Below are 24,564 nucleotides of genomic sequence, written 5' to 3' on the forward strand. Positions count from 1 at the left end.
TATCAGGGGAATGAACGATCATGACATTGCGCACGACACGGAAATCCGCACTGCTTGGCGCCACCTTCCTGGCTGCCGCGACTTTCTCCGGCAGCCTGTTCGCCGAAGAACTGCGCCTGATTACCTGGGGTGGCTACGCCCCCGATGAGGTGGTAGCCCAGTTCGAAAAAGAAACCGGTATCGATGTAAAGATCACCCTGTCCAATAACGAGGACATGATCTCCAAGCTCCGGGCCACCGGGGGTGCCGGTTTCGACCTGGCCCAGCCCAGCCAGGACCGTATCGTTGGTGTTCAGCGCCAGTTCAATATCTACAAGCCGATCGATTACAGCCGCATCAATACCGATCAGCTGCAGTCCTCCATGGTCAAGGCCACACAGGATGCCACCAAACTGGGCAACGACTACTACGGCGTGCCATCGGTCTGGGGCACCAGTGGCCTGATTGTGCACAGTTCCGTGGCGGACACGGTCAAGGACTACACCGATCTGTGCGATCCGTCGGTGGCCGGGGACGTCAGCTACCGGCTCAAACGCCCGACGCTGATTGGATTTGCCTTCGCCATGGGAATGGATCCGTTTGCCGCCTATAACGACCGGGACCAGTATCAGTCCATCATGAAAAAAGTGGAAGACAAGCTGATCGACTGCAAGGCCAACGTCAAAACCTACTGGACCGGCGGCGACCAGCTTCTGGCACTGCTGCGCACTGGTGAGGTAAAGGCGGCTATGGCCTGGGATGCCGGTGGCTGGAAGCTGAATGCTGAAAATCCTGACATTCGGTTTGTCGCGCCCGAGTCCGGCGCCCTGGGCTGGATTGACACCTTTGCCATCCCCCGGCGCAGCGAGAACGAAGAAGCTGCTTACAAGTGGATCAACTTCGTGATGCAGCCGGAGATTGCCGCCAAGATCACCAACGCCTCGGGGAATTTCACCGCCTCCAAGGGCGCCGACGAATACGTGAAATCGGATCTCCGGGATGCCTACCGGGCCAGCTTCACGGATCAGGCAATCAATAATATTAAATGGTATCCGCCGGTACCCCCGGGACTGGAAACCATGGAAGGGCAGGTGCTCGATCGGGTTCAGGCGGCGAACTGATTGCCATGGCATCCGAGTCTGACCTGTCCTGCAGCGGTCTGGTCCGCCGCTTTGGCGATAACGCCGCGGTGGACCACGTCTCCCTGAACGTACCGGCGGGTACGTTCTTCTCCATTCTGGGGCCGTCTGGCTGTGGCAAGACGACCCTGTTGCGCCTGTTGGCCGGCTTCGATCGCCCCGATGAAGGGGAAATCCGTATACGGGGCCAGCGGATGAATGAGGTCCCGCCCAACCGGCGGCCAGTGAACATGGTGTTCCAGCATCTGGCCCTGTTTCCCACCATGTCCGTCGGCGACAACATTGCCTATGGGCTCAAGCGTCGGGGGGTTCCGGCTGCGGAGCGGCAAAAGCGTGTCGCCCGGGTGCTGGAGCAGGTGGGTTTGCCGGGTACGGAGAACCGGAATCCCCAACAGTTGTCCGGCGGCCAGCGCCAGCGGGTGGCCCTGGCCCGGTGTCTGGTGCTTGAGCCCACCCTGCTGCTGCTCGATGAGCCGCTGGGTGCGCTGGATCTGAAGTTGCGCGAACAGATGAAGGTTGAGCTGAAGCACCTCCAGAAGGCGTTTGGCACCACCTTTGTCTACATTACCCACGACCAGTCCGAAGCCATGGTGATGTCCGATCAGGTGGCGGTCATGAAAAATGGCCGGTTCGACCAGGTCGCACCGCCGGAAGAGCTGTATCGGGAACCGGCAACGCCCTTTGTGGCTGGCTTTGTCGGCGATAACAACCGCCTGGCGGGTGAGCTGATCAGTGTCCGTGAAGGGCTGGCAGAAGTACGGCTGGACGATGGAGGCTTGGTCCGGGGTCGTATGGCGTCCCAGGCACCGGCGGTGGGCGAGCGGGCGGAACTGTTTGTCCGGCCAGAATCGCTGGTGCTGGCGGGTGAGGCGCTCAAACCGGATTTCTCGACCGTCCAGGCCAGCGTTGACACAACCCTGTTTGACGGCGCCAACAGTCGGGTAGAAGTGACCAGTTCCGGCCAAACTCTGTTCGCGCGCCTGCCCCAGGACGGTTCGGCGCCAGGGCTGAGCGAGGGCGCGACATTGCAGCTCGGCTGGGATCCCATGCTGGCCCGGGTTTTCCCTGCGGGGGGTGCATGAGATCTTCCGCCGGTCGCCTGTCACTGTGGCTTTTACTCACCCCGTTCCTGCTGTGGATCGTCCTGCTGGTGCTCCTGCCGCATTTGCAGATGCTGAGGGTGTCTTTCCAGGTCCGTGAAAGCTGGGATACGCTGGATTGGGGCCTTCAGCAGTACCAGAATTTCTTCTCCGAGTCCTATTACTGGCGGACGTTTGTGCGGACCGGGGTGATGTCCCTGTTCACGACCTTTCTGACCCTGGTCATCGCGTTTCCCATCGCCTGGTACATCGCGAAGCTGGCACGGGGGCGTTCCAAGGGGCTGTTGTTCCTCGCTTGCCTGATTCCTTTCTGGGCCAGCGAACTGGTCCGGACCTACGGCTGGATGATCCTGCTGCGGGAAAGTGGTGTGTTCAGTACCTGGCTACAGGCGCTGGGCTGGGCGGACGGCCCGGTGGAGATGCTGTACAACGACGTGGCCGTGATTATTGGCCTGGTCTACAACGGCCTGCTATTCATGGTTGTGCCGCTGGTGACAACCCTTGAGGGTATGGACGAAAACCTGGTGGAAGCCGGCTACGACCTTGGCGGCGGCCATTTCACCGTTCTGCGGGAAATCGTCGTGCCCTGGGCCATGCCCGGTATTGTCTCCGGCTGCATCGTTGTCTTCATGCTCACACTCGGCAGTTACCTGACGCCGATCCTGATGGGCGGCAAGGACAGCGCCTGGTTCACCCAGCAGATCTTCACCCAGTTCATCACACGCTTCAACTGGGAGCAGGGGGCTGCCCTGGGGGTGTTGTTGCTGGTCCTGTCGTCCTTCATCGTCTGGATCGGACTCCGGGTGACCGGACAGTCGCTGCGCAAGGTGATGGGGTAATGTCATGATCCGTTCCGTTCCACGCTCCCGATTGTTTGATGCTCTTTACCTGACCTACCTGGTGGCGTTTTTCGTCTACTTGGCCCTACCTCTGCTGGTGACCGCGGTCTTTGCCTTCAACGACGCCCCCTTTCCGTCGTTACCATGGAAAGGGTTTACCCTGGACTGGTATTTCGCGGATGGGTCCGGTGGAAGGACCGGTCTGTTCCATGACGACACTCTGCTGTCGGCGCTGTGGGTCAGTGCCCAGATTGCATTCTGGGTGACGCTCTGCAGCGTGGCACTCGGTTGTGCCAACGCCGTGCTGTTCGAGCGACTCGAATTCCGTGGCAAGGAGCTTCTGTACCTGCTGATGCTGCTTCCCCTGGTGATCCCGGGCGTGATTCTCGGGGTCTCCATCCTGGTGTTCTACAGTGGTATGGCCAACGATCTTTCCCGGAGTTGGGGCATAGAACTGGATGTATTCCGCCCGGGCATGACGCTGGTCGTGATGGGACAGGTAACCTTCATCACCACACTGGCAACCCTGGTGATTGCCTCTCGGCTGCGAAAGTTTGACCGGCAGCTCGAAGAGGCAGCGCTCAATCTGGGTGCGACGCCCGTTGTGGCCTGGTTTACCGTGACGCTGCCCTGGCTGATGCCATCGATTCTCGGGGCCGCGGCCATGGCATTCCTGATGTCATTCGAGAACTTCAACACCACGGTGATGCTCACCGGAAGCGATACGCCGTTAACGGTGGCGCTCTTCAACCGCCTCAGGGAAGGTTCGACGCCGGTGCTCAATGCGGTCGCCCTGTTCCTGATGGTCGCGTCCGCTCTCCTTGCCCTGCTGGTGACCCGGGGGGACACCAGGAAATCGTAGGATGGCTTGCCGGGCCTGTTTTATCCCAGGCTCCCTTTTGTTCATGGACTGAGGCTATACTGACGCCAAAGGCTTCATCTCTCAGGTTCCTCACGGTGCAACAACTGGCAACTCCTGCAATCTGGTTTCTGCGGCTTTGGCTGATTTGCTGTCTGCCGGTGGCTGCATTTGCTGCCTCCCAGTCCGTGGATGAGGGCTGGGAGTACCGCTGGGGCGATTCACCCTTCGACAAGGCCGGCGTGCCTGTGTGGACCCGGCAGCACGCCCCGGAGCAGTGGCACTCCATTGCCTTTCCCTCCAATCCACCCGGCCGGAACGGTCACGACCATGCCTGGTTCAGGGTGACCTTGCCGGAAGGCAGCTGGCAGGCACCAATCCTCTATATCTACAGTGTCGACATCATCGTCCAGGTCTGGTTCGACGGTAAGAAGATCTATCAGTACGGCACCTTTGATGCCGAGGGGAAAGGGCCCTTCGAAGGCTGGCCCTGGCACGCCATTTCACTCCCGGAAAACTACGCGGGCCAACCGATCTATTTCAGGGTTTTCTCCAATTACACCGATATCGGCCTGTGGGGTGAAGTGGCCATCATGGACAAACCGGACCTCGTTCTGAGAGTTCTGGACACATCCACTGAGTCACTGGTGATCGCGGGTTTTTGCGCGCTGATCGCGATGCTGGCATTGCTGTTTGCGATGATGCAGCCCCAGAACCCGAACTTCACCAGTCTGGCGCTGTTTTCTGCAGCGACTGCCGTCATGCTGGTATCCGAGAGTCAGGCGAGTCTGTTGATCTCATATCATCCCCTGGTGTGGGATTACCTGGCGGCGGGGTCCTACTATCTGATTCCTGTGGCCATGGCGTTGCTCCTGTCCCAATGGCTGAAGTCACAGTCTGTGCAATGGCTGGAGTGGATCTGGAAGTTTCATCTGGGATACGCGGCCGGGGCGATTGCTCTGGCTTTGGTCGGGGCCGTGGATCTGTCGTCAACGTTTCCGGTATTCGATGCCCTGTTCCTGGTGAGTCTGGTGTTGATGACGGCCATCGCCATCCGTCATTTTCGAGGGTTATTGCGGGAACAACAGGTGCTGCTTGGTACTTTCGGGCTTTTCTCCCTGCTGCTGGTCCTGGACATGGCGGTTGCCCACAGTATCCTGCCCTGGGGCCGGGTTCCGGTGAGCTGGGGCGCCCTGGCGTTCTCGCTGGCGGTCGTGACCATCACTGCACGGCACTATGTCTCGTCCCAGCGTTCCCTGAATGAACTGAATCGGACGCTGGAGCAGCAAGTCAGGGAACGTACCGCCCGGGCGGAGTCGCTGGCAGAGCGCGAGCGGGCCCGGGCAAGGCTGCTAATGCTGGAAACACGCAAAGGACGTCAGCTGGCGAATGTGATTGCGAAGCTGCAGGACCAGGACGGAATCGATCAGGCCTTTCAGGTTCTCGCGTCTTCCATACCGGAACTCTGCCGGCCCCTCACAGGGGCGTTTTACCGACGCGTGGCGGACAATTTCTATGAGCGGGTCGTCTGCTGGGCAGATGCGCCGTCCAGTCATCGCTTCCCTGTGTCCCTGGGAGGAGCCGGACCACTTCCGGAGACGCGGTTGCTGGAGGACGGCAGTATGGCGGGCCGTGGCGACGGCGTTATCTGTTTTCGTATGAACGTGCAGTCGCCCTCTGGCCTCTTAACGGAAGGCGTTCTCCTGCTCGATGGGCCGGTCCTGGAAGAAGGGCTCAGAGACTACGGCAGTGCCCGGATTGTGTCTTCCACCCAACAGTTTCTCGACAAGATAGGCGTGACACTGTCCGGCATCCTGCTGAGGGAGGAGTTACAGCGGTTTTCCTACGAAGATTCCCTCACCGGGCTGAAAAACTGGCGGTTTTTCGACGAACTCTTCGCCCATGAAGGCGCGCTGGCACAGCGTAATGGCCACCCCCTGAGTCTGCTCCTGATCGATATCGATCACTTCAAGCAGTTCAACGATACCTATGGTCATCCGGCGGGCGATGGCGTCCTGAGGATGGTGGCCGACTTGCTCCGGCAACAGTTCCGGGAGAGTGATACTGTCTGCCGCTACGGTGGCGAGGAGTTTCTGGTGATGATGCCGCAGGCGCCGCTGGCGGAAGCCGCGGAACGTGCCGAGGATCTGAGACAATCCATTGCCCGGGCAACCTGTCTGGAAAAAGGCGTGGACCTGGGGAAAATCACGGTATCGGTCGGAGTGGCCAGCTGGCCCGAGTCAACAGAGCTTATGAGCAACCTGATTCGTCAGGCCGACCAGGCTCTTTACCGAGCAAAGGCCGGGGGGCGTGACCGGGTTGCGTCGGCCACCCCCCAGAGCGTTTGAACGGCAGGCTGACGAATCAGACCACCAGTACCGGACATTTGGCGTGGGAGGCCACACGGTGGGAGACACTGCCGAGGAAGATGCCATCCTTGTCGCTGTTCGTGCCCATGGTGCCAACGACGATCAGGTCTGCGTCTTTCTCTTCGGCAAACTTGATGATCGCCCTTGACGGTTTCCCCGCTTTTACGAATCCCCGCACTTTGGTGGCACCGTGCTCCTTCGCCAGTTCCTTGGCGTGATTCACCACTCCCTTGGCGTATTCAGACAAAACCTTGTCCGGGATGTCCATGTCGGACGGGCGGCCAATGGAAAGGGAGGCCTCGAACAGACTGTGGTGCTTGTAGACGCACAGAATGAGAATCTCGGCGTCCGGCATGAGTTTCTGAAGCTCAATCGCCTGGTCGAGGGCCTTCATTGACGTCTTGGAACCATCGACGGCCACCAGCATTCGCTTGAACATGTATCTCTCCTCAGGTACCTGACCGGCGTTTTAATCTCTGAAGGCGATATCCCGCAGGAATAGCGCAATGTCGGGGAACGCAATGATCAACCCCGCTGCTCCAACCAGCATGACAATGAACGGCGGTGTGCCACGGATAACGTCCATATAGGGACGCTTGAAGATGGCTATGGCCGTAAAGATGTCACAGCCAAACGGCGGCGTAGCCGAGCCGATGGCGACCTGCAGGGTGATGAGTACACCGACCAGTACTGGATCCAGTCCGGTCGCCTGGACCGCTGGCGCAAAAATCGGCGTCAGCACAAGGATCACCACAATGGGATCCACAAACATGCAGGCGATAAAGAACGACACGCAGATGGCGATCAGAACGCCCACCGGTCCCGCTTCATTGACGCCGACAGATTCAAGGATGGTCTGTGGAATCTGGGCAAAGGAGATGATCCAGGAGAAACCATTACCGACGGCCACCAGAATAAACACGACGGCGGTTATCAGCCCTGTGGATTTGGAAATGGTCCAGATGTGCGAGAGCTTGAGCGAGCGGAAGACGACGAATTCCAGCAGGAATGCATACAGCACGCAGACCGCCGCAGCTTCGGTGGGACTAAAGATGCCGCCGTAGATGCCGCCGACGATGATGACTGGGAAGAACAGCGGCCAGAGGGCGTCCCTCACCGAGATTGCACGTTCTTTCCAGGTGGATTTCTCTTCAACGGGGACGTTGTTCTTATAGGCGTAGAACAGGCAGTAGAGAGAGAACATGAAAAGAATGAGAAGCCCCGGGCCAATGCCGGCAATGAACAGTTCGGCAATGGACGTTTCCGAGATAACCCCATAGATGATCATGCCGATACTGGGGGGGATCAGGAATGCGATGTCACTGGAATTGATGATCAGTGCCAGGGTGAACGCATCGGAGTAGCCGGCCTTGAGCATTTTGGGGCGTAGGGGAGAGCCCACCGCCACAACCGTCGCCTGTGTGGAACCGGACACCGCACCAAACAGGGTGCAGGAAGCGGCGGTACTGATGGCCAGGCCGCCTTTTACGTGGCCGATGAAGGCCATCACCATATTGATCAGCCGGTCTGCGGACTGTCCGCGGGTCATGATGTCGGCGGCCAGAATAAACATGGGGACCGCTATCAGAGAAGCCGGGCGGATGCCGCCCATCATTTGCTGGACGAACGTCTGCATCTGGCCAAAGCCGTCAAACGTCATCACAAAGCCGATTACCGCGCCGGTAATCAGTGGAACCATCATTGGGAAGCCAAGCAGTAGCAACCCAATCATGACGGCCATCATTATTGTTGCCATGGTCTCTTATCCTTCGTTAATGCTGCTGCAGGGCTCAGATTTCCGACTCGGTATCCGCATAACCATCGACAACCCCCGTCGATAGGTAGACGTCCTCGCTCGTGAAATTCTTGATTGCGGTCAGGAAATACTGGATGCCGGTGATAGCAAACCCCACGGGCGCCCAGATATAGATCCACCAGATCGGGAAGCCCAATGCAGGCAGGATCCGCCCACGGCTGAACAGGGTTTCGATGTAACCATAGGAGTAGTAACAGAGGAAGAACATCACCAGAGAAGTGAACAGGGCGATGATGATCATCAGTACCTTTCGGCCTTTTACGGGAAGCGCGTCGTAAACCGCGGACATGCGGATGTGGCGCCCGTGCCTTGCGGCATAGCCAATACCCGCAAAGGTGATCAGGATGATGAGAATCCGGTTAATCTCACCGGAGAAGAACAGCCCCTCCTGGAACACAAAGCGGGCGATCACGTTCACACAGGTGTTGAGCGCCATGAGAATAACGCCGAGGGCAAGCATGACCGCTTCGATTTTGCTGATAGCGATATCGATGGTGCCCAGAAAGCCGGGCAGACCGGACTCGTAGGAACCGGTGTCGTCTTCAATCTCCGGAGACTTCTCGGACATGGGATTCTGCTCCGAAAAAGCGACCCTGTTCGGGAAGGACGTCGTCAGGATCGCGGGTTAAACTCTTCAGACAGGAAGGCTCCCCTGTTGGGGAGCCTCCTTACCGGGTTCAGTTGGTTTCAGACTGAACTTTCTTCAGATCCGCCTTGAACTGGTCCAGCAGTTTCTTCCCGCTGTCGCCAGTCATCTCGATGAACTTCTTCTCGACCTGCGGCGCGCGCGCCTTGAAGGCCTTGATCTGTTCGTCGGTCAGACGGGTGATGGTGACCTTGTCGCTGGCATCCTTGATCTTCTGAAGGGCTTCCTCAGCCAGACCGTCGATGTGCACCAGAATCTTCTTGAACGCGTAATCCGTTGCGTCCTGGACCAGTTGCTTGTCCTTGTCGGACAGGCCGTTGTAGAAATCCTGGTTCGCCATCATGGCGGTAGTGAACCAACCGTGGTGGGTGAAGATCAGGTTCGGGGATACTTCATACAGTCCACCGGACTGGATCCAGAAGATCGGGTTTTCCTGACCCTGGATCATGTTGGTCTGCAGTGCGCCGTAGACCTCACCCCAGGGCAGTGGCGTCGGGGTGGCGCCGAAGGCTTCGTATGTGGCGGAGAGAAGCGGGTTGGTCATGACCCGGATCTTCTTGTTCTTGAAATCCGCCGGCTTGGTGATTGGCTCGTCCGCCGTGACCACCATTTCCCCTTCCGGATACATCTGCAGGAGTTTCAGGCCATGCTCCGCATACAGTTTCGGGAACATGTCGTTGATGGCCTTGCTCTCCTTGAAGAACCGGACAACGCTGTCCATGTCCGTCGGCATCAGATACGGGATGAAGAAGATCTGGGCTTCAGGAATCAGCGCACCGGTGAAACCGGGAGACTGGTTCACGAACTGCAGGATACCGGCCTGGGTCTGCTCCATAATGTCGCTGGATTCACCCAGTTCACCAAAACGGTAAACCTTCACATCGTGATCGGAATGATCCTCGATGTATTCCTTGAACTTGTAAGCGAATACGTCCTGGACGTCGCCTTCGTACTCTTCGTGGGCGTAGCGCCAGGTATCTGCGTTAACCACGCTAGCTGCGGTCAATCCTGCCAGGGCCAGGGCCGTAATGCCGGCCAGTTTCCTGAATTTACTCAAGCTGCTCATCGGGTTGTCTCCGCTTCGTTTTTTTACGTTAATCCATTGTTACATTTATAAAGACTGGCAAAACAATGGGCTTTTCGCAAGAAAATGGCGGAAATAACTAAACCCGGTATACAGGTTTTAGCGGAATCGCAAGTGCATGAATTTAGGATTGATTCGGTTCGCCAAGGCAGCTGGCAAGGAACTCCGTGAACTCCTGCACCACCCGATCAACGCTGTGTTCGAGCCGATGCCCGTCGGGTAACACCAGTGTGGTCAGGCGCTGTTCATGGGCCAGTTCCAGAACCGGCATTACCGGGACGACATCGTCGTCCCAGCCATGAATGATCCGGCTGTACCTGGCCTGGATCAGGGGGCGTGACTGGGGATAGCGGGGCAGGGCAAGTGCCGGTGCCAGCATGAAACACCCGAGCACCGGAGACTCTGAACTCAGTTGTGCACACACCCAGCCACCCATGCTGGAGCCGGCGAGTACGGTGCGTTCAGGCGTGGCCCCGGCGGTCGCCATCGCGTCGCGCATCTGGGAAAGCCGCACGTCCGGGTCCTTGCTGCTGCGATGGTCGACTGCAATCGCATGGACGCCTGGAAAGGCCCCTGCGGCCGACTTCATGGCCTGGATCTTGGTGCTTCCCGGGCCGCTTTCGAGGCCGTGGGAAAGGAAGACATGCAGAGTGTCGGTCATTGCGGGCTCCGGGTGGCTGCAAGAATATCGAGGGCGTGTCGCCGTTTCTCAGGGTCGTAGATGTCCACGGTAAACATCAATTCATCGACCTCCACCGTGCTCAGCAACTGGTCGAGTTGCTGGCGAATGGCCTCGGCGTCTCCCAGTAGCTGTAACCCCAGAAAATCTTTCACACTGGCTTCCTCGCCGGCGTTCCAGAGGCCCGCCATGGATTTGACCGGTGGTTTCATCCAGAGCGGCTGGCCCCGGAAGAGTGCGAGGATACGCTGATAGCTGGTGGTGGCCAGGAAGCGGGCCTCATCCACGGAGTCGGCGGGAATCGCGGGCACCGCCAGCATGCTGTAGGGGCGGTCCAGCTGATCCGAGGGCTGGAAGTTGTCCCGGTAGACCCGGAGCGCTTCCCGATACAGACGAGGCGCAAAGTGGCCGGCAAACGCGTAGGGGAGGCCTCGCATGGCAGCCAACTGGGCGCTGAAAAGACTGGACCCCAGGAGCCAGATGGGCACATGGGTGCCGGCGCCGGGGATTGCCTTGACCGACTGGCCGGGCTGAAGTGGCCCCAGCAGCGTCTGGAGGCGGCTTACGTCCTCCGGAAACTGCTCCGCGCCCAGTCCGTCCCTGCGCAGGGCCCGTGCGGTGACCGGATCGGTGCCGGGCGCCCGCCCCAGGCCCAGGTCGATCCGGCCCGGGTAGAGGGACTCCAGCGTCCCGAACTGCTCGGCGATCACCAGTGGTGGATGGTTCGGTAGCATTACACCGCCGGAACCCACGCGGATGCTCCGGGTCTGGCCGGCGATGTGACCGATCAAAACCGAAGTGGCGGAGCTGGAAATGCCTTCCATGTTGTGATGTTCGGCAAGCCAGAATCGCCTGAAACCGAGCGCCTCGGCATGCTGGGCATAGGCCACGCTATTGGCCAGTGTGGTGCCGACGTTGTCACCTTCGCGAACCGAGGCAAGCTCGAGCAGGGAATAATCGGGTTGATCGGACATGGCGCTCCTCAGAGGTCCAGAACCACGGGCGGATTCAGTGGCTTGAAACTGCCAGTGCAGGTGCTGGCATTGACGAACAGCGAGTTACCCTGCTGTTTCTGCCCGTAGCTTTCGTGAATGTGGCCAAAAATGTGGAGTCTGGGCTGCCGGTTTTCAACGGCGACGGCAAGATCCTCGCAGCCGACGGACAGGTCGCCTTTGCCGTCCGGCACGATATCCAGGATGCCCGCGGGTGGCCCATGGGTGATCAGAACATCGATTTTCTCGGGGATCATGGACCAGCGTTCAGCGATGGCATCGCCCCGTTCAAGATTGAAGGCCCAGTTAAAGAACACCGGTGTCCATGGACTGCCCCAGAACCGAAGACCTTCAATCTCGACGCCGCCGTCCTGCAGATAACAGGCGTGTTTCAACAGGCCACGGGCCTCCTCCGGTTCATCCTGAAAGCACCAGTCGTGGTTGCCGGCGATCAGGATCTTGTGTCGGTGGGGCAGACTTCCCAGCCAGTCATCCAGGTCTTCCAGATCGTCGAGTGTGCCCCGGGCGAGGCTGTCCCCGGCGTGAATCAGCAGGTCGCCTTCGGGGACCTGAATTTGGCGGTGCATGCCGTGGGTGTCCGAAATACAGACGATTCTCATTGATTCGGATCCTGTGTCGCGTGGTCCAGGGGCAAACGTTCAGCATCTACGATACCATTTCCGTCCACTGACACCCCATCCTATGGAGCGTTCATGCGTCTGATCCTGAGCCGGAAGGGTTTCGATTCCTCCGCCGGTGGTTGTCCGAGCCCGGTGCTGCCAGACGGCTCTTTATGTGTGCTACCCATTCCCGATCCCCAGTCCGGCATACGGTATTCAGATATTCATTACGGAGGTCGACAGCTTGGCAAGATTGCTGCTGACCTGACCGGTGGTCGGGTGGGGCGGGGGCATGGAGCCCACCTGGATCCCGATCTGCTGGCATCGTCCCTGCCCAGAGCATCGGGCTGGCGGCCACTGCTCGGCCAGATGGGAGCGGCCCAGGGCCACCTGCGCAACCAGGGCGTGCAGGCGGGTGATCTCTTTCTGTTTTTTGGCGTATTCCGCCCGGCGCATATACATCAGCGGCGTTGGCGATTTGTGCCGGGCACTCGTCCCTTCCATGCCATCTGGGGGTGGCTGGAAGTGGGGCAGGTGATCCCGGTCGATAAACTTGAGGCAAGCGAATTGCCCTGGGCCCGGTATCATCCGCACTTCCGGTATTCGCAGGACCCTTCGAATACGCTGTATGTCGCGTCGGACAGCGGCGTCTTTCCGCGTTTGGCGGACCGGCTGATACTGACCGATCCGGCTGCCCGACTGCCGACCCGATGGCGCCTGCCGTCGGCGTTTTTCCCATCCGGTGGGAAAATCCCGCTAAGCTATCACCATAATCCGGATCGTTGGCGGCTCGATCCTCCCTGGTGTTACCTCACGTGCGCGGCAAGGGGGCAGGAGTTTGTGCTGGATCTGAGCGTGTATTCAGAGCTTGAAGGTTGGGTGGCGGCGCTTACTGAAGAGGCCGGAGTGACGACAGAACGGGGAATATAAGATGGCGGAGAATCTGATCGAGTCTCTTGTCGCGCAGTTCAGACAGAACCTGGGCGACACTCTGGATGCGCTCGGAGGCGGTCCGGTGAATCTCGGCGAACTGGGCGTTTATCTTTTGAGTCAGGTTCTGGTTTCCCTTGTCTACCTCGGTCTGTTTTTCGGGGGATATCTGGTCATTACCTGGGTGGCGCGACTGGTGATTGGCCGATCGAGAGCCCAGTCTCCGGCCTTCGGACATGCGACGGCCGCCCTGCGATATCTGGCGATATTGGGTGCTTTTTTGGCAATATTGGCTCAGTTCGGCGCGGGGGCTGCGTTTTTGACCGCGGCGGCCAAGGCCGGTTTCATGGCCATGGGGTTTTATCTGGGTTGGCTGATCATCGGCCATGTCCTCCGGCGCTCGATGGCCCGTTATCGAGTGGATCCCTCCATCCGACAGCTGGTCGAAAACCTGTTTTCCGTACTCCTGGTGACCTTCGCGATTGCCACCGTCCTGGCACAGTTCGGTTTTGATGTGGTGTCGATCGTTGCGGGGCTGGGCGTCGTAGGTATCGCCGTGGGTTTCGCCGCCCAGTCGACGCTGTCCAATTTTATTGCCGGTATTACGCTGCTGGTGGAGCGGCCCTTCCGGATTGGTGACTGGGTAACGATTAACGTTCAGGATGGAAAAGTCGTCAAGATTGCCCTCCGGACCACCTGGCTTCGAACCCGGGACAACATCTTCACCATGATCCCCAACGACAGTGTCGCCTCGTCGGAAATCGTCAATTACAGTGCCGAAGGCGCGACGCGGCTGAACATACCGGTTGGCATTGCCTACAAGGAATCCGCCCAGGCGGCCAGGGAATCCATCATGCCGGTATTGAGGGCTCACCCCGAGGTTCTCCAGTCGATCGGATTCGAGCCAAGGGTGCTGTTGACCAGCCTCGGGGATTCGTCGGTGAACCTGACGGTCCAGGCCTGGATTGCACCAGACAGCCTTGATGTGCAGCCGCGGATCATGGCGGACATTCTGGAACGAATCAAAGAAGCCCTCGACGCTGCCGGTATCGAAATTCCGTTCCCTCATTTGCAGCTCTTTATAGACGATGCCAAGGGCCTGAAGCCCGTCATCGAACCGCTTTATCCAAAGATGGCGCAGTAGCAGGGTCGTCGTGGATTAATCCACCGGATCAAAGGAGGTACACGTGGCAGAGGCAGGCGATTACTACGAAAACAACACGACTCTGGCGCAATACCTGGAATTTCATTTCGGTGAGGCCTGGCATGGCGAACCGAACTTTCCAAAAGAACTGGCGAGACTGTGCATCGATGCGATGGACGGTCGTTATCCGGGCAAAGCACTGGATCTCGGGTGCGCATGCGGACGCGCGACCTTTGAGTTGGCGACCCACTTTAATCATGTTGAGGGCATTGATTTCTCTGACGCTTTTGTGCGGCAGGCCTCCACGATGGCCCGGGACGGATGGGTGCGCTACGCCAGGCCGGAAGAGGGGGAGCTGGTCAGTCACCGGGAGGTCAGCCTGGCCGCACTCGGGCTGGCGGAGACCGCCGGGAAAGTGGCGTTTCATCAGGGTGATGCCTGTCAGCTGGGTTCAGAATTCGGTGGCTACGATCTGGTACTGGCGGCCAATCTGATCGACCGCTTGTATAAGCCCTCCGAATTCCTGACCCGGATCCATGAGCGGATCAATGATCAGGGGCTGCTGGTGATCGCATCTCCGTACACGTGGCTGGAGGAGTATACGCCGAAGGCGGAATGGGTCGGGGGCTTTCTCAGGAACGGGGAGGCCTACACGACCCTCGATGGGCTTAAAGACCTGCTTGCACCGCACTTCGAGCTCTTGGTAGGGCCCCACAGCATCCCGTTCGTAATTCGGGAAACCCGCAACAAATACCAACACAGCTTCTCGGAAGTGACCGTCTGGGAAAAACGGGAAGGCTGAGCCGGGGCGTTGCTGCCCCGGCCTGGATTTTTGTGCCGATCAGAGGCCGCCGTGGTAATTGGCGGGCACAAATTCATAGCCCTTGTCGGCCTTGTTGAGATGACCGAGCCCCGGGAATGACAGATGGGCCGATCCGATCAGATAGCCCTTGTCCGCAGCCCGGGCGAACTCCTGATTGCGTTCCATGACTGCTTTCTCGGGAGTGGTGTCGAACTGGATCGCGACATCGGGTTCAGGGAACTGGACCGTCGCGACGTGAATCAGGTCGCCCCACAGCATCATCACCTGGCCATCACTTTCCACGCGATACATGGTGTGGCCGGGCGTGTGCCCCGGCGCTTCAACCGCCTTGATCCCCGGGAGCAGCTGCGCGTCGCCTTCGAAGGCCTTGAAGTGCCCGGCCTTCACATAGGGGTTCAGGGACGCCATGGCACCCTTGAAAAAGCCCTTGGCGTCTTCATTGGCCGCCTCCAGGTTGGATTCGCTGAGCCAGTAATCGGCATCGTCCTGGCTGGCCCGAATGGTGGCGTTGGGGAAAGCCATCTTGCCATCGGACATCAGACCGCCGACGTGATCCGGATGCATGTGCGTGATGAAGACATCGTCGACCTGTTCCGGCTCATAGCCGGAGGCGCGCAGATTCTCAACGAGATTTCCCAGGGTGGGTCCGAACAGGCTGCCGGCACCGGTATCGACCAGCACCAGTTTTTCTCCGGTATTGATGAGATAGCCGTTTACGGAGGTATCCAGCGGCGCCGAAAGGTAATTACTGGCCAGGCGCTCATGGACGTGTTCTTTGGTTGTATTGAGCAGCAGATCATCGACCGGCAGTTTGACGGTGCCGTCAGACAGGGCGGTGATCTCATAATTGCCGAGCATGACCCGGTAATAGCCCGGAGCCTGCTCCTTGACCATGGGGGCTCCAGCCAGGGCCTGTCCGGTAAACAGGGCCCCCGCCACCAGAGCGGCGGTTGTTGAACGGCGAAGTGTGGTCTGCATAGGTTCCTCCAGATTCAGGTTGTCGGTGTTTTCATCAGAACTGCGAGACGGAGGAATACGGCTCTTCTGCCGAGGCCGATCAGTCGGTAGCTGCCCTGACCTACCCGGGCCGTCCCCGGGACAGCATTTCCCGTCGGCTTGCGCGTTCCTGACGCCGACGGGTTTCAGTGCGTTCCGACAGGGCTCGCTGGACATACTGGATATGGGCGCCAGCAAGCGAACGGGCATCCTCCGCGCGGCCCTCCATAATGGCGTTGAACAGAAGGCTGTGCTGTTGTTTCAGGCCGTTCCGGTTTTCGGTCTCACTGGCGTTCATGCCGTCGATGTTGGTTACCATGCTGCGCTCAAGCATCCGGAAGAGGTTCCGGACCGTGAGCAACAGCACCGCATTGTGGCTGGCCTCGGCAATGGACAGGTGAAAGCGGGCGTCGGCTTCGCCCTCGGCTTTCACATTCCGGCCTGAGTCATCAGCGTAGCAGGCCTGAAGCGCGTCGTGAGTCTCGGTCAGTCGGGCGCGATCCGCCTGGGTCGCCCGTTGAGCCGCGTAATAAGCGCAGTCGGCTTCCAGGGTCCGCCGAAATTCCAGCAGATCGCGGCGGGCTTCCGGGTGATGTTCCAGCAGCTCGACCAGCGGATCGCTGAAGCTGGTGCCCAGGTTCTCCGTTACATAATGGCCGCCACCCTGGCGGCTGATCAGCAACCCTTTTGCGGCGAGCCTGTGCACCGCCTCTCTCAGTGAGGCGCGGGACACCCCGAACTGCTCTGCAAGGCTGCGTTCCGGTGGGAGTCGCTCGCCCGGGTTGAGGGTACCTTCCAGAATCATCGTTTCGAGCGCTTCAACGATGGTATCCGCCAGTCGCTGGGGCGTGATTTTTCCAATGGGCATGATGGCGTCGTTCATGTTGGTGTAAAAATTGGTCCGACCAATAATTAGTGTACCGTTGCTGCGCCTTGTGTTTACAGAGTGCGCGCTAGGGCCTGATACTAAAGTATTAGATAACGCCTTTGACTGGCCCGTCGTCACCCTCCAGATTTGTCCACTTCCCTGAGTGTTTAATGGTCTGACCAATTTGGGTGGTCGCTCCGGAACCCGGGCGATCACCAAGGAGATCCTGATGAGTGAGCTGTTTTACGATGCAGCGCCCAATGCCACCCGCGTTGCGCCCGAGCGGCCGGTACCCCGTCATTACCCCGCCAAACCGCCTGAGGTCATTCTGTTTGGCACCTGTGTGGTGGACCTGTTTTTTCCCGAGGCCGGCCTTGATGCGATCCGATTGCTGGAACGGGAGGGTATCCAGGTCCGCTTTCCGGCAAATCAGAGCTGTTGTGGCCAGCCGGCCTGGACCTCCGGGTATGTAGCGGAAGCGAGGGCCGTCGCACGGGCCCAGTTGGAGTTGCTGGATGCGGGCCTGCCGGTGGTGGTCCCCTCGGGATCCTGTGCCGGGATGTTTCGGCAGCATTACCGTGAGCTGTTCGCCGGCGATGCCGGCATGCTGGAAAAAGTCGAACGCCTGTCGGAGCAGACTTTCGAACTGTCGGAATTCCTGGTCCACGTCTGTCGCGTGAACTGGCAGGATCTGGGATCGCCAACCCGTGTGGCGTTGCACACCTCCTGTTCGGCCCGGCGGGAGATGAATACGCACCTGCACGCCCGTGAGCTGCTGGACAAACTGTCCAATGTGGAACGTGTCGATCATGACCATGAAAGCGAGTGCTGCGGCTTTGGCGGAACCTTCTCGGTGCGGATGCCGGAAATTTCCGGCGCCATGGTGAAAGACAAGACGCAATCCCTGGTCGCCTCCGGTGCCGATGAAATGGTAACGGCCGATGGCGGTTGCCTGATGAACATCAATGGTTCACTCGACAAGCAACGGGAGGCCTTCCGGGGACGGCACCTGGCCAGTTTCCTCTGGGAGCGGGTTTCCGGTGAACGTAAAGAGGAGGTCGCATGAGCCAGCGTATACCCGTCACCGAGCTGACCGGCGATTTTCGCCAGCGTGCAGAAGATGCGCTGGGGGATGACCAGTTGCGGACCAACTTTCGCACCGCGATGGATTCGTTAATGACCAAGCGGGCGGACGCCTTCCCGGACGAGGAAGAGCGGGAAGGGTTGCGGGAGCTTGGTAACCGGATAAAGGCACGGGCGCTGTCCCGCCTCCCGGATCTGCTGGAGCAGCTCGAAACCCGCCTGACCGAAAACGGCGTCCAGGTGCACTGGGCGGAAACGGTGGAAGAAGCCAATCGGCTGGTGCACGGCATCATCGAGCGGCGTCAGGGCAGCCGCGTGGTGAAGGGCAAGTCCATGGTCAGCGAAGAGATGGAGATGAACGCCTACCTGGCCGAGCGGGGTATCGAGAGCCTCGAGTCGGACATGGGGGAGTACATCGTCCAGCTGGATGACGAAAAGCCCTCCCACATCATCATGCCGGCGATCCACAAGAATCGCCGGCAGGTCTCCCGACTGTTTCACGACCATCTCGGCGAACCCGAAACCGATGACGTCAACGAACTGATCCGGATCGGCCGACGGACCCTGCGCCGGAAGTTCATGGACGCCGACGTGGGCGTGTCCGGAGTGAACTTCGCCATTGCCGAGACCGGCACTCTGTTGCTGGTTGAGAACGAGGGTAATGGCCGGATGAGCACGACCGCGCCACCGGTACACATTGCGGTGACCGGTATCGAAAAGGTCGTCCAGAACCTGCGGGACGTGGTGCCGCTGCTGTCCCTGCTCACCCGCTCCGCACTCGGTCAGCCGATCACGACCTATGTGAACCTGATCTCCGGCCCGCGTAAGCCGGAGGAACTGGACGGGCCGGAAGAGGTGCACCTGGTGCTCCTGGACAACGGTCGCACCGGTGCCTTTGCCGATGCCCAGATGCGCCAGACCCTGAACTGTATCCGCTGCGGTGCCTGCATGAACCACTGTCCCGTCTACACCCGGGTGGGTGGGCACACCTACGGCGAGGTCTATCCCGGTCCCATTGGCAAGATCGTCACGCCACACATGGTTGGCCTGCATAAGGTGCCGGATCACCCCAGCGCCTCGTCCCTGTGCGGTGCCTGTGGCGAGGTGTGTCCGGTCAAGATTCCGATTCCCGAACTGCTCCAGCGCCTTCGTCAGGAGAACGTGAAGAACCCGGATGAGGCGCCAAAGGTGAAAGACGGTGGCGCTAAATACTCCCGGAGCGAACGGCTGGTCTGGGGCCTGTGGCAGCAGCTCAATACCCGTCCGTTGCTTTACCGGCTATTTCTGTGGGGTGCGACCCGGTTCCGGAAACTGACGCCGGCGAAGGCCGGTCCCTGGACCGATAACCATACCGCGCCAGTGCCTGCCCGGCGATCTCTGCACGACCTGGCGAAAGACCATCTGGCCCGACAGGGAGGGCGGTAACATGAGTGCTCGAAGTAATATATTGAACAAGCTCCGGGCCGGCCTTGCCGGAGCCACGCCACGTCCGGACGACTTCGACGAGCGACTGGTGACCGAACCCTGGCAGTACCCACCGGAGGAACGCATCGCGCGTCTACAAAACCTGATGGAGGCGGTCCAGACCGAGGTTCATTCCGTTCGCGGTGAGGACTGGCCAGAAACCGTGGCCGGCCTTCTGGCCAGACGCAATCTCAACAACCTGCTCTATGCGCCGGAAACCGGTCATGGCACGCAGTTGGGGGACTATTGGCGGTCGACGGAACAGGCCATTGAACTGCTGGCCTATGATCGGCCGGTTGAGGACTGGAAAGACACCCTGTTCTGGAGCGTGGACGCCAGTATTACCGGGACCGTCGGGGGGATTGCCGCCACCGGTTCTCTGGTGCTCTGGCCGGATCGGCACGAGCCGCGCCTGATGAGTCTGCTTCCGCCATTGCACATTGCCCTGCTCCGGGCCAGCCAGATTGAAGACAACCTTTATACGATGATGCAGCGACACAACTGGTCATCAGGCTTGCCCACCAATGCCCTGTTGATTTCGGGACCGTCGAAGACGGCGGACATCGAGCAGGTTCTGGCCTATGGTGCCCATGGGCCGAAGGAGCTGGTTGTTCTGGTGATCGAGGACGAATAGCAAAAAAGCGGGGAAGGGAAAAAGAAAACCCCGGGGCCGTGAGACCCCGGGGCTGCAACTGCGCCGATCAAGTGGCGGCTTACAGTTCCTTGAAGGCGCTGGTTGTCGCCTGGAGTACGTCCTTGGCGTCGCCCTTGACCATCAGGCTGTTGTCGCGGATGAACAGGCCGTTGGGGATGCCCGCAAAACCGGGTGACAGGCTCCGCTTGACCACGATGACCGTCTTGGCCTTGTGGACGTCGAGGATCGGCATGCCGTAGATGGGCGAGCCCGGATCTTCGGCGGCAGCCGGGTTGACTACGTCGTTGGCGCCCAGAACGATGGCCACGTCTGCCTGGGGCAGCTCGGGGTTGATCGCGTCCATGTCCTTGAGCTGGTCGTACGGGATTTCCGCTTCGGCCAGGAGCACGTTCATGTGACCGGGCATGCGGCCGGCAACCGGGTGGATGGCGTAGCTGACCTTCGCGCCCCGCTTCTCAAGCTGGGAAGCCAGCTCTTTCACCGCGTGCTGGGCCTGGGCCACGGCCAGGCCATAACCCGGTACCATCACAACGTTGCGGGCGCCGTCGAGCAGCAGTGCCAGGTCGTCCGGGGTGGCGTACTTGACCTTGCCCGCGTAGAACTCGCCTTCGTCCTGCTTCGGACCACTGTCGGTCTGGCCGAACGCACCACCGAACAGGACGTTCGGGAGCGACCGGTTCATGGCCTTACACATGACAGCGGTCAGGATCAGGCCGGAAGCACCCACGAGGGAGCCGGTAATGATCAGGCCCTGGTTATCCAGCACGAAGCCGGTGGCCGCACCGGCAAGGCCGGAATAGGCGTTCAACAGGGCCACCACGACCGGCATGTCCGCACCGCCGACCGGCTGCACCAGGCCAACGCCGAGCAGGAGGCACAGGCCAACGAGCGCAGCCAGCGCCAGCGGATTGTGTTCGCTGCTGGTGACAAACAGGGCGCTGCCGGCGATGACCGTGATCAGGGTGATCAGGGTGACGGCCTGCCACAGTTTGCCCTTGGTGGTTTCGCCAATGCTGCCTTTGAGTTTCAGTACGGCGACCAGAGAGCCGGTCAGGGTCACGGCGCCAATGATGATGGAGGCCAGGATCGCGACCGACCAGCCGCTGGAACCCAGGTTGTTGGCAGCCAGGGCGTTGAGCCAGGTGCTTGTGGCCACGGCAACGGAGGCGGCGCCGCCGATGCCGTTAAGGCTTGCCACGAGTTCCGGCATCTGGGTCATGGCGGTCCGCTTGGCCAGCCAGACACCAATGCCACCGCCCAGCAGCATGCCGGCGATGATGGTGGCATAACTGATGATGTCTTTGTCCAGCATGGCCGCAACCACGGCAATCAGCATGCCGATGGCGGCGATCTGGTTACCCCGTACGGCGGTGGTGGGCTTGGTCATGCCCTTGATGCCGAGGATGAAGCACACCGCAGCCGCCAGATATGAAAAGTTGATCAGTACAAACATGGTTATCCTTTCCGCTTAAACATGTTCAGCATACGGTCCGTGACCAGAAAGCCGGCCACGATGTTGATACTGGCCAGGGTCACGGCCAGGAAGCCGAGAACGCCGGCCACGGTGGGCGACAGGTCAGTGCTGCCGGCGCTGATGATGGCGCCGACGATGACGATGCCCGAAATGGCGTTGGTACCGCTCATCAGCGGAGTGTGCAGCGTGGGCGGTACCTTGTTGATGAGCTCGACCCCTACAAAGAGGGCGAGAATGAAAATGGTGAAGCTCAGAACAAACATTTCCATCAGGCTTTTTCCTCAACGTCGGTTGCTGATTTCTTCGGCTTCTCGGCCTTCTTCGGCTCTTTGCCGTGAAGGATCTCACCGTCCTTTATCACCAGGGTGGCGGCGACAATGTCGTCTTCCATGCTGGGCGCCAGCTTGCCTTCTTCCGTCATGTTGAACAGGAAGCCCGTGATGTTGCGGGTCAGCAGCTGGGACGCATGGACCGGTACCCGGGAGGGGTGGTTGGCGTGGCCCACAAGCGTGACGCCATCGACGTCCACTTTTTCATTCAGGACCGTGCCCTCGACGTTGCCGCCCTTGTCGGCTGCCAGGTCGACGATGACCGAACCGCTCTTCATGCGGTGGATCATGTCGCCATCGATCAGCTGGGGCGCACGCTTGCCGGGCACGGCAGCGGTGGTGATGACCAGGTCCGCGCGGGCAACACAATCAGACAGCTGCTGGCGCTGCTTCTTGTAGAACTCTTCGCTCTGGGCCTTGGCGTAACCGCTGTCACCGGTGGAATCGGTTTGAGGCACTTCGATCTCGATGAAGTCCGCACCCAGGCTCTCCACCTGTTCCTTTACTTCCGGACGCAGGTCGTAGGCTTCCACGACCGCACCCAGGCGGCGAGCGGTGGCGATGGCCATCAGGCCGGCAACCCCGGCACCGATCACCAGTACCCGCGCCGGATGAATGGTGCCGGCGGCGGTCATCAGCATCGGGAAGTAACGGGGCAGGGACATGGCACCGCTGAGCACCGCACGGTAACCGCTGATGCCGGCCATGGCGCTGAGTACGTCCATGGACTGGGCGCGGGTGGTGCGGGGTACCAGGTCCAGGGCAAAGGTCTGCACGGACTGGCTTGCCAGCTGTTCCAGCAGAGGTTTGTTGAACCAGGGGTCCAGGATGCAGATCAGGGTGGCGCCGGACTGGATCAGTGATGCTTCGTCCTTCTCCGGTGCCCGGACCTTCAGAATGATCTGGGACTGACGGTAGAGGGACTCGGCGTCGTCGGCGATGATCGCACCGCAATGGCGGTATTCGTCATCGGTAAAGTGGGCGGCCAGGCCGGCCCCGCTCTCGACAATGACTTCATAGCCGGCTTCCATCAACTCGGTGATGCCCGACGGTATGATAGCGACGCGGTTTTCTCCGGCCGTTCTCTCCCTAGGTATACCAATCATCATGAGTAAACACTCCGTTCAGAGGTGAGTTTTGAGGGGTGAGAGGACTTTGAATTCAGCCCAAGCGTGGAAACAGTCATTTGCCGCACGTCCCCGAGCAGGGAACGGTCGGTAAGGAGTGACTGACCGTAGCTCGGGATCAGTGTTTGTAGAGTCTGGCGATGGCTGCCGGTTACCAGTTCCGGAAGGCAGCGTTCGATCACATCCAGCATGGCGGAGACGCAGGTGGAGGCGCCCGGGGAGGCACCGAGCAGTGCGGCCAGGGAACGGTCCTCGGTGTTCAGGACTTCGGTGCCAAATTCCAGTGTGCCGCGGTTGCGTTCGTTGGGCTTGATGATCTGCACCCGCTGTCCGGCCCGGCGCAGGTGCCACTGCTCCGGATCGTGGTCCGGTAAAAACTTGTTGAGTTCGTCCAGCCGAGCATCCCTTGAGCTGAGCGCTTCCTTGATCAGGTATCGGGTCAGCGGCCAGTTGGCGACCGCAACGTCGAGCAGATTGCGCAGATTGTGTCCGCGCACGGATTTGACCAGATCAAGGATGCCTCCGGTTTTCAGGAAGCGGGTGGTAAAGCCGGCAAAGGGGCCGAACAACAGGGCCGGTTTGCCATCGATGAATCGGGTGTCGAGGTGAGGCACCGACATGGGGGGTGCCCCCACAGGCGCCTGGCTATAGACCTTGGCGTGGTGATCGAGGGCCAGCGACTCGTTTTCGCAGGCCAGCCAGAGGCCCGAGACCGGGAAGCCGCCGTAACCACGCGCTTCGGGTACCCCGGCTTTCTGGAGCAGGGAAAGCGCCGCACCACCGGCGCCGATGAAAACAAAGCCGGCTGTCAGCTCTGTGGTTTCGCCGGACTCCAGGTGTTTGAGGGTGACGCGCCAGCCTTTGCCGTTCCGCTTGAGTCCGGTCACCCGGGTGCCCAGCCGGATATCGGTATTGGCCTGCTTTGACAGTGTTTCGCCCAGGAGCCGGGTCAGTGCGCCGAAGTTGACGTCGCTGCCATGGGCGACCTTCGTTGCGGCCGTAGGCGTGTTGTCCGGGCGGGAGCCCATGATCAGCGGCAGCCAGTTATTCAGCGTCTCAGGCTGTTCGCTGAACTCCATCTCCCCGAACAGGGGGTGCGACTGGAGCGCAGCGTGCCGGCGTCGCAGGAAGTCGCAGGCGTCCTTACCCTGGACCCAGCTCAGGTGGGGCACGTTATGAATGAAGTGCGAGGGATCCGGTAAAAGGCCGCGTTCAACCAGTGAGCTCCAGAACTGGAGTGAAATCTCGAATCGCTCGTTGATGGCCAGCGCGCGATCGGTCTGGATCGAGCCGTCGGCCTGTTGCGGCGTGTAGTTGAGTTCGCAGTAGCCGGCATGACCGGTGCCGGCATTGTTCCAGGCTTCCGAACTTTCGTCGCCCAGTTGCCCGGCCTGCTCGACCAGGGTGATTGATCGCGAGCCATCCAGCTGGGATATCAGGGAGGCGAGCGTAACGCTCATTACGCCCCCTCCAATCAGCAGGATATCGGTATTTTGACTCGCCATTTCGTGACCTTTTCAGTAGTGCCCAAACAAAAGGGGTCATACTT

The 24,564-nt window shown here is 60.0% G+C and carries 24 protein-coding genes; 11 read left to right on the forward strand and 13 right to left on the reverse strand.

Features of this window, described 5'->3' with window-relative positions:
- Positions 1–20: 20 nt before the first annotated feature.
- From MSNKSG1_RS16370 to MSNKSG1_RS16390, 5 genes are all read left to right on the forward strand, one after another.
- Positions 21–1,100 carry an extracellular solute-binding protein gene (locus MSNKSG1_RS16370; protein ID WP_008940412.1) on the forward strand — a complete coding sequence of 360 codons (1,080 nt, stop codon included), beginning with the start codon at positions 21–23 and terminating at the stop codon, positions 1,098–1,100.
- A gap of 5 nt (positions 1,101–1,105) precedes the next feature.
- Positions 1,106–2,200 carry an ABC transporter ATP-binding protein gene (locus MSNKSG1_RS16375; protein ID WP_008940413.1) on the forward strand — a complete coding sequence of 365 codons (1,095 nt, stop codon included), beginning with the start codon at positions 1,106–1,108 and terminating at the stop codon, positions 2,198–2,200.
- Positions 2,197–3,057: an ABC transporter permease gene (locus tag MSNKSG1_RS16380; RefSeq protein WP_008940414.1), complete on the forward strand. Its 861-nt coding sequence runs from the start codon at positions 2,197–2,199 to the stop codon at positions 3,055–3,057. Before MSNKSG1_RS16375 ends, MSNKSG1_RS16380 begins: the two co-directional genes overlap by 4 nt.
- A gap of 4 nt (positions 3,058–3,061) precedes the next feature.
- Positions 3,062–3,919, forward strand: a complete 858-nt coding sequence (locus tag MSNKSG1_RS16385; protein ID WP_008940415.1) for an ABC transporter permease — start codon at positions 3,062–3,064, stop codon at positions 3,917–3,919.
- A 158-nt stretch (positions 3,920–4,077) separates the two neighbouring features.
- On the forward strand, positions 4,078–6,264 hold the full coding sequence (locus MSNKSG1_RS16390) for a GGDEF domain-containing protein (protein WP_227498049.1): 2,187 nt from the start codon (positions 4,078–4,080) through the stop codon (positions 6,262–6,264).
- Positions 6,265–6,280: 16 nt separating this feature from the next.
- Here MSNKSG1_RS16390 and MSNKSG1_RS16395 read toward each other — a convergent pair whose 3' ends face one another.
- The 7 genes from MSNKSG1_RS16395 to MSNKSG1_RS16425 form a co-directional block, all read right to left on the reverse strand.
- Entirely contained in the window at positions 6,281–6,724 is a 444-nt protein-coding gene (locus MSNKSG1_RS16395; RefSeq protein WP_008940417.1) for a universal stress protein, read from the reverse strand.
- Positions 6,725–6,754: 30 nt separating this feature from the next.
- Positions 6,755–8,041: a TRAP transporter large permease gene (locus tag MSNKSG1_RS16400; protein ID WP_008940418.1), complete on the reverse strand. Its 1,287-nt coding sequence runs from the start codon at positions 8,039–8,041 to the stop codon at positions 6,755–6,757.
- 34 nt (positions 8,042–8,075) lie between these two features.
- A complete protein-coding gene (locus MSNKSG1_RS16405; RefSeq protein WP_008940419.1) occupies positions 8,076–8,669 on the reverse strand; it encodes a TRAP transporter small permease in 594 nt (197 codons plus the stop codon).
- Positions 8,670–8,778: 109 nt separating this feature from the next.
- Positions 8,779–9,813, reverse strand: a complete 1,035-nt coding sequence (locus MSNKSG1_RS16410) for a TRAP transporter substrate-binding protein (protein WP_008940420.1) — start codon at positions 9,811–9,813, stop codon at positions 8,779–8,781.
- A gap of 142 nt (positions 9,814–9,955) precedes the next feature.
- The gene (locus tag MSNKSG1_RS16415) at positions 9,956–10,492 is read right to left on the reverse strand and encodes an alpha/beta fold hydrolase (protein ID WP_008940421.1); all 537 of its coding nucleotides are present in this window, start codon (positions 10,490–10,492) and stop codon (positions 9,956–9,958) included.
- Complete coding sequence (locus MSNKSG1_RS16420) at positions 10,489–11,484, reverse strand: LLM class flavin-dependent oxidoreductase (RefSeq protein ID WP_008940422.1); 996 nt, start codon at positions 11,482–11,484, stop codon at positions 10,489–10,491. The genes MSNKSG1_RS16415 and MSNKSG1_RS16420 overlap by 4 nt, the downstream gene beginning before the upstream one ends.
- An 8-nt stretch (positions 11,485–11,492) precedes the next feature.
- The gene (locus MSNKSG1_RS16425; protein WP_008940423.1) at positions 11,493–12,122 is read right to left on the reverse strand and encodes a metallophosphatase domain-containing protein; all 630 of its coding nucleotides are present in this window, start codon (positions 12,120–12,122) and stop codon (positions 11,493–11,495) included.
- Between the two features lie 93 nt (positions 12,123–12,215).
- Between MSNKSG1_RS16425 and MSNKSG1_RS16430 the strand changes: the two genes are divergently transcribed.
- From MSNKSG1_RS16430 to MSNKSG1_RS16440, 3 genes are read left to right on the forward strand one after another with little or no spacing between them, the layout of a single operon-like run.
- A complete protein-coding gene (locus MSNKSG1_RS16430; protein WP_008940424.1) occupies positions 12,216–13,052 on the forward strand; it encodes an Nmad3 family putative nucleotide modification protein in 837 nt (278 codons plus the stop codon).
- 1 nt (position 13,053) lies between these two features.
- On the forward strand, positions 13,054–14,196 hold the full coding sequence (locus tag MSNKSG1_RS16435) for a mechanosensitive ion channel family protein (protein ID WP_008940425.1): 1,143 nt from the start codon (positions 13,054–13,056) through the stop codon (positions 14,194–14,196).
- Positions 14,197–14,239: 43 nt separating this feature from the next.
- Entirely contained in the window at positions 14,240–14,998 is a 759-nt protein-coding gene (locus MSNKSG1_RS16440; RefSeq protein ID WP_008940426.1) for a putative 4-mercaptohistidine N1-methyltransferase, read from the forward strand.
- A gap of 39 nt (positions 14,999–15,037) precedes the next feature.
- Here the strand turns inward: MSNKSG1_RS16440 and MSNKSG1_RS16445 are convergent, their stop codons facing one another.
- Both MSNKSG1_RS16445 and MSNKSG1_RS16450 read right to left on the reverse strand, forming a co-directional pair.
- Positions 15,038–15,997, reverse strand: coding sequence for an MBL fold metallo-hydrolase (locus MSNKSG1_RS16445; RefSeq protein WP_008940427.1), 960 nt, complete (start codon positions 15,995–15,997; stop codon positions 15,038–15,040).
- Positions 15,998–16,097: 100 nt separating this feature from the next.
- Positions 16,098–16,883: a GntR family transcriptional regulator gene (locus MSNKSG1_RS16450; RefSeq protein ID WP_040887031.1), complete on the reverse strand. Its 786-nt coding sequence runs from the start codon at positions 16,881–16,883 to the stop codon at positions 16,098–16,100.
- A 229-nt stretch (positions 16,884–17,112) separates the two neighbouring features.
- Between MSNKSG1_RS16450 and MSNKSG1_RS16455 the strand changes: the two genes are divergently transcribed.
- The 3 genes from MSNKSG1_RS16455 to MSNKSG1_RS16465 are packed head-to-tail and all read left to right on the forward strand — an operon-like array spanning position 17,113 to position 20,064.
- A complete protein-coding gene (locus tag MSNKSG1_RS16455) occupies positions 17,113–17,949 on the forward strand; it encodes a (Fe-S)-binding protein (protein WP_008940429.1) in 837 nt (278 codons plus the stop codon).
- A complete protein-coding gene (locus MSNKSG1_RS16460) occupies positions 17,946–19,391 on the forward strand; it encodes a LutB/LldF family L-lactate oxidation iron-sulfur protein (protein ID WP_008940430.1) in 1,446 nt (481 codons plus the stop codon). The genes MSNKSG1_RS16455 and MSNKSG1_RS16460 overlap by 4 nt, the downstream gene beginning before the upstream one ends.
- Before the next feature lies 1 nt (position 19,392).
- Positions 19,393–20,064: a LutC/YkgG family protein gene (locus MSNKSG1_RS16465; RefSeq protein ID WP_008940431.1), complete on the forward strand. Its 672-nt coding sequence runs from the start codon at positions 19,393–19,395 to the stop codon at positions 20,062–20,064.
- Between the two features lie 79 nt (positions 20,065–20,143).
- On the opposite strand, the gene MSNKSG1_RS16470 is transcribed toward MSNKSG1_RS16465, so the two are convergent.
- Genes MSNKSG1_RS16470 through mqo form a run of 4 tightly spaced genes read right to left on the reverse strand, consistent with a single transcriptional unit; the run spans position 20,144 to position 24,520 of the window.
- Positions 20,144–21,538: an NAD(P)(+) transhydrogenase (Re/Si-specific) subunit beta gene (locus tag MSNKSG1_RS16470; RefSeq protein ID WP_008940432.1), complete on the reverse strand. Its 1,395-nt coding sequence runs from the start codon at positions 21,536–21,538 to the stop codon at positions 20,144–20,146.
- Positions 21,539–21,540: 2 nt separating this feature from the next.
- Entirely contained in the window at positions 21,541–21,828 is a 288-nt protein-coding gene (locus MSNKSG1_RS16475; protein WP_008940433.1) for an NAD(P) transhydrogenase subunit alpha, read from the reverse strand.
- The gene (locus tag MSNKSG1_RS16480) at positions 21,828–22,997 is read right to left on the reverse strand and encodes a Re/Si-specific NAD(P)(+) transhydrogenase subunit alpha (RefSeq protein WP_008940434.1); all 1,170 of its coding nucleotides are present in this window, start codon (positions 22,995–22,997) and stop codon (positions 21,828–21,830) included. Before MSNKSG1_RS16480 ends, MSNKSG1_RS16475 begins: the two co-directional genes overlap by 1 nt.
- On the reverse strand, positions 22,994–24,520 hold the full coding sequence (gene mqo / locus MSNKSG1_RS16485) for a malate dehydrogenase (quinone) (protein ID WP_008940435.1): 1,527 nt from the start codon (positions 24,518–24,520) through the stop codon (positions 22,994–22,996). Before mqo ends, MSNKSG1_RS16480 begins: the two co-directional genes overlap by 4 nt.
- Positions 24,521–24,564 lie beyond the last annotated feature (44 nt).

Source organism: Marinobacter santoriniensis NKSG1, from assembly GCF_000347775.1.
Lineage (GTDB): Bacteria > Pseudomonadota > Gammaproteobacteria > Pseudomonadales > Oleiphilaceae > Marinobacter > Marinobacter santoriniensis.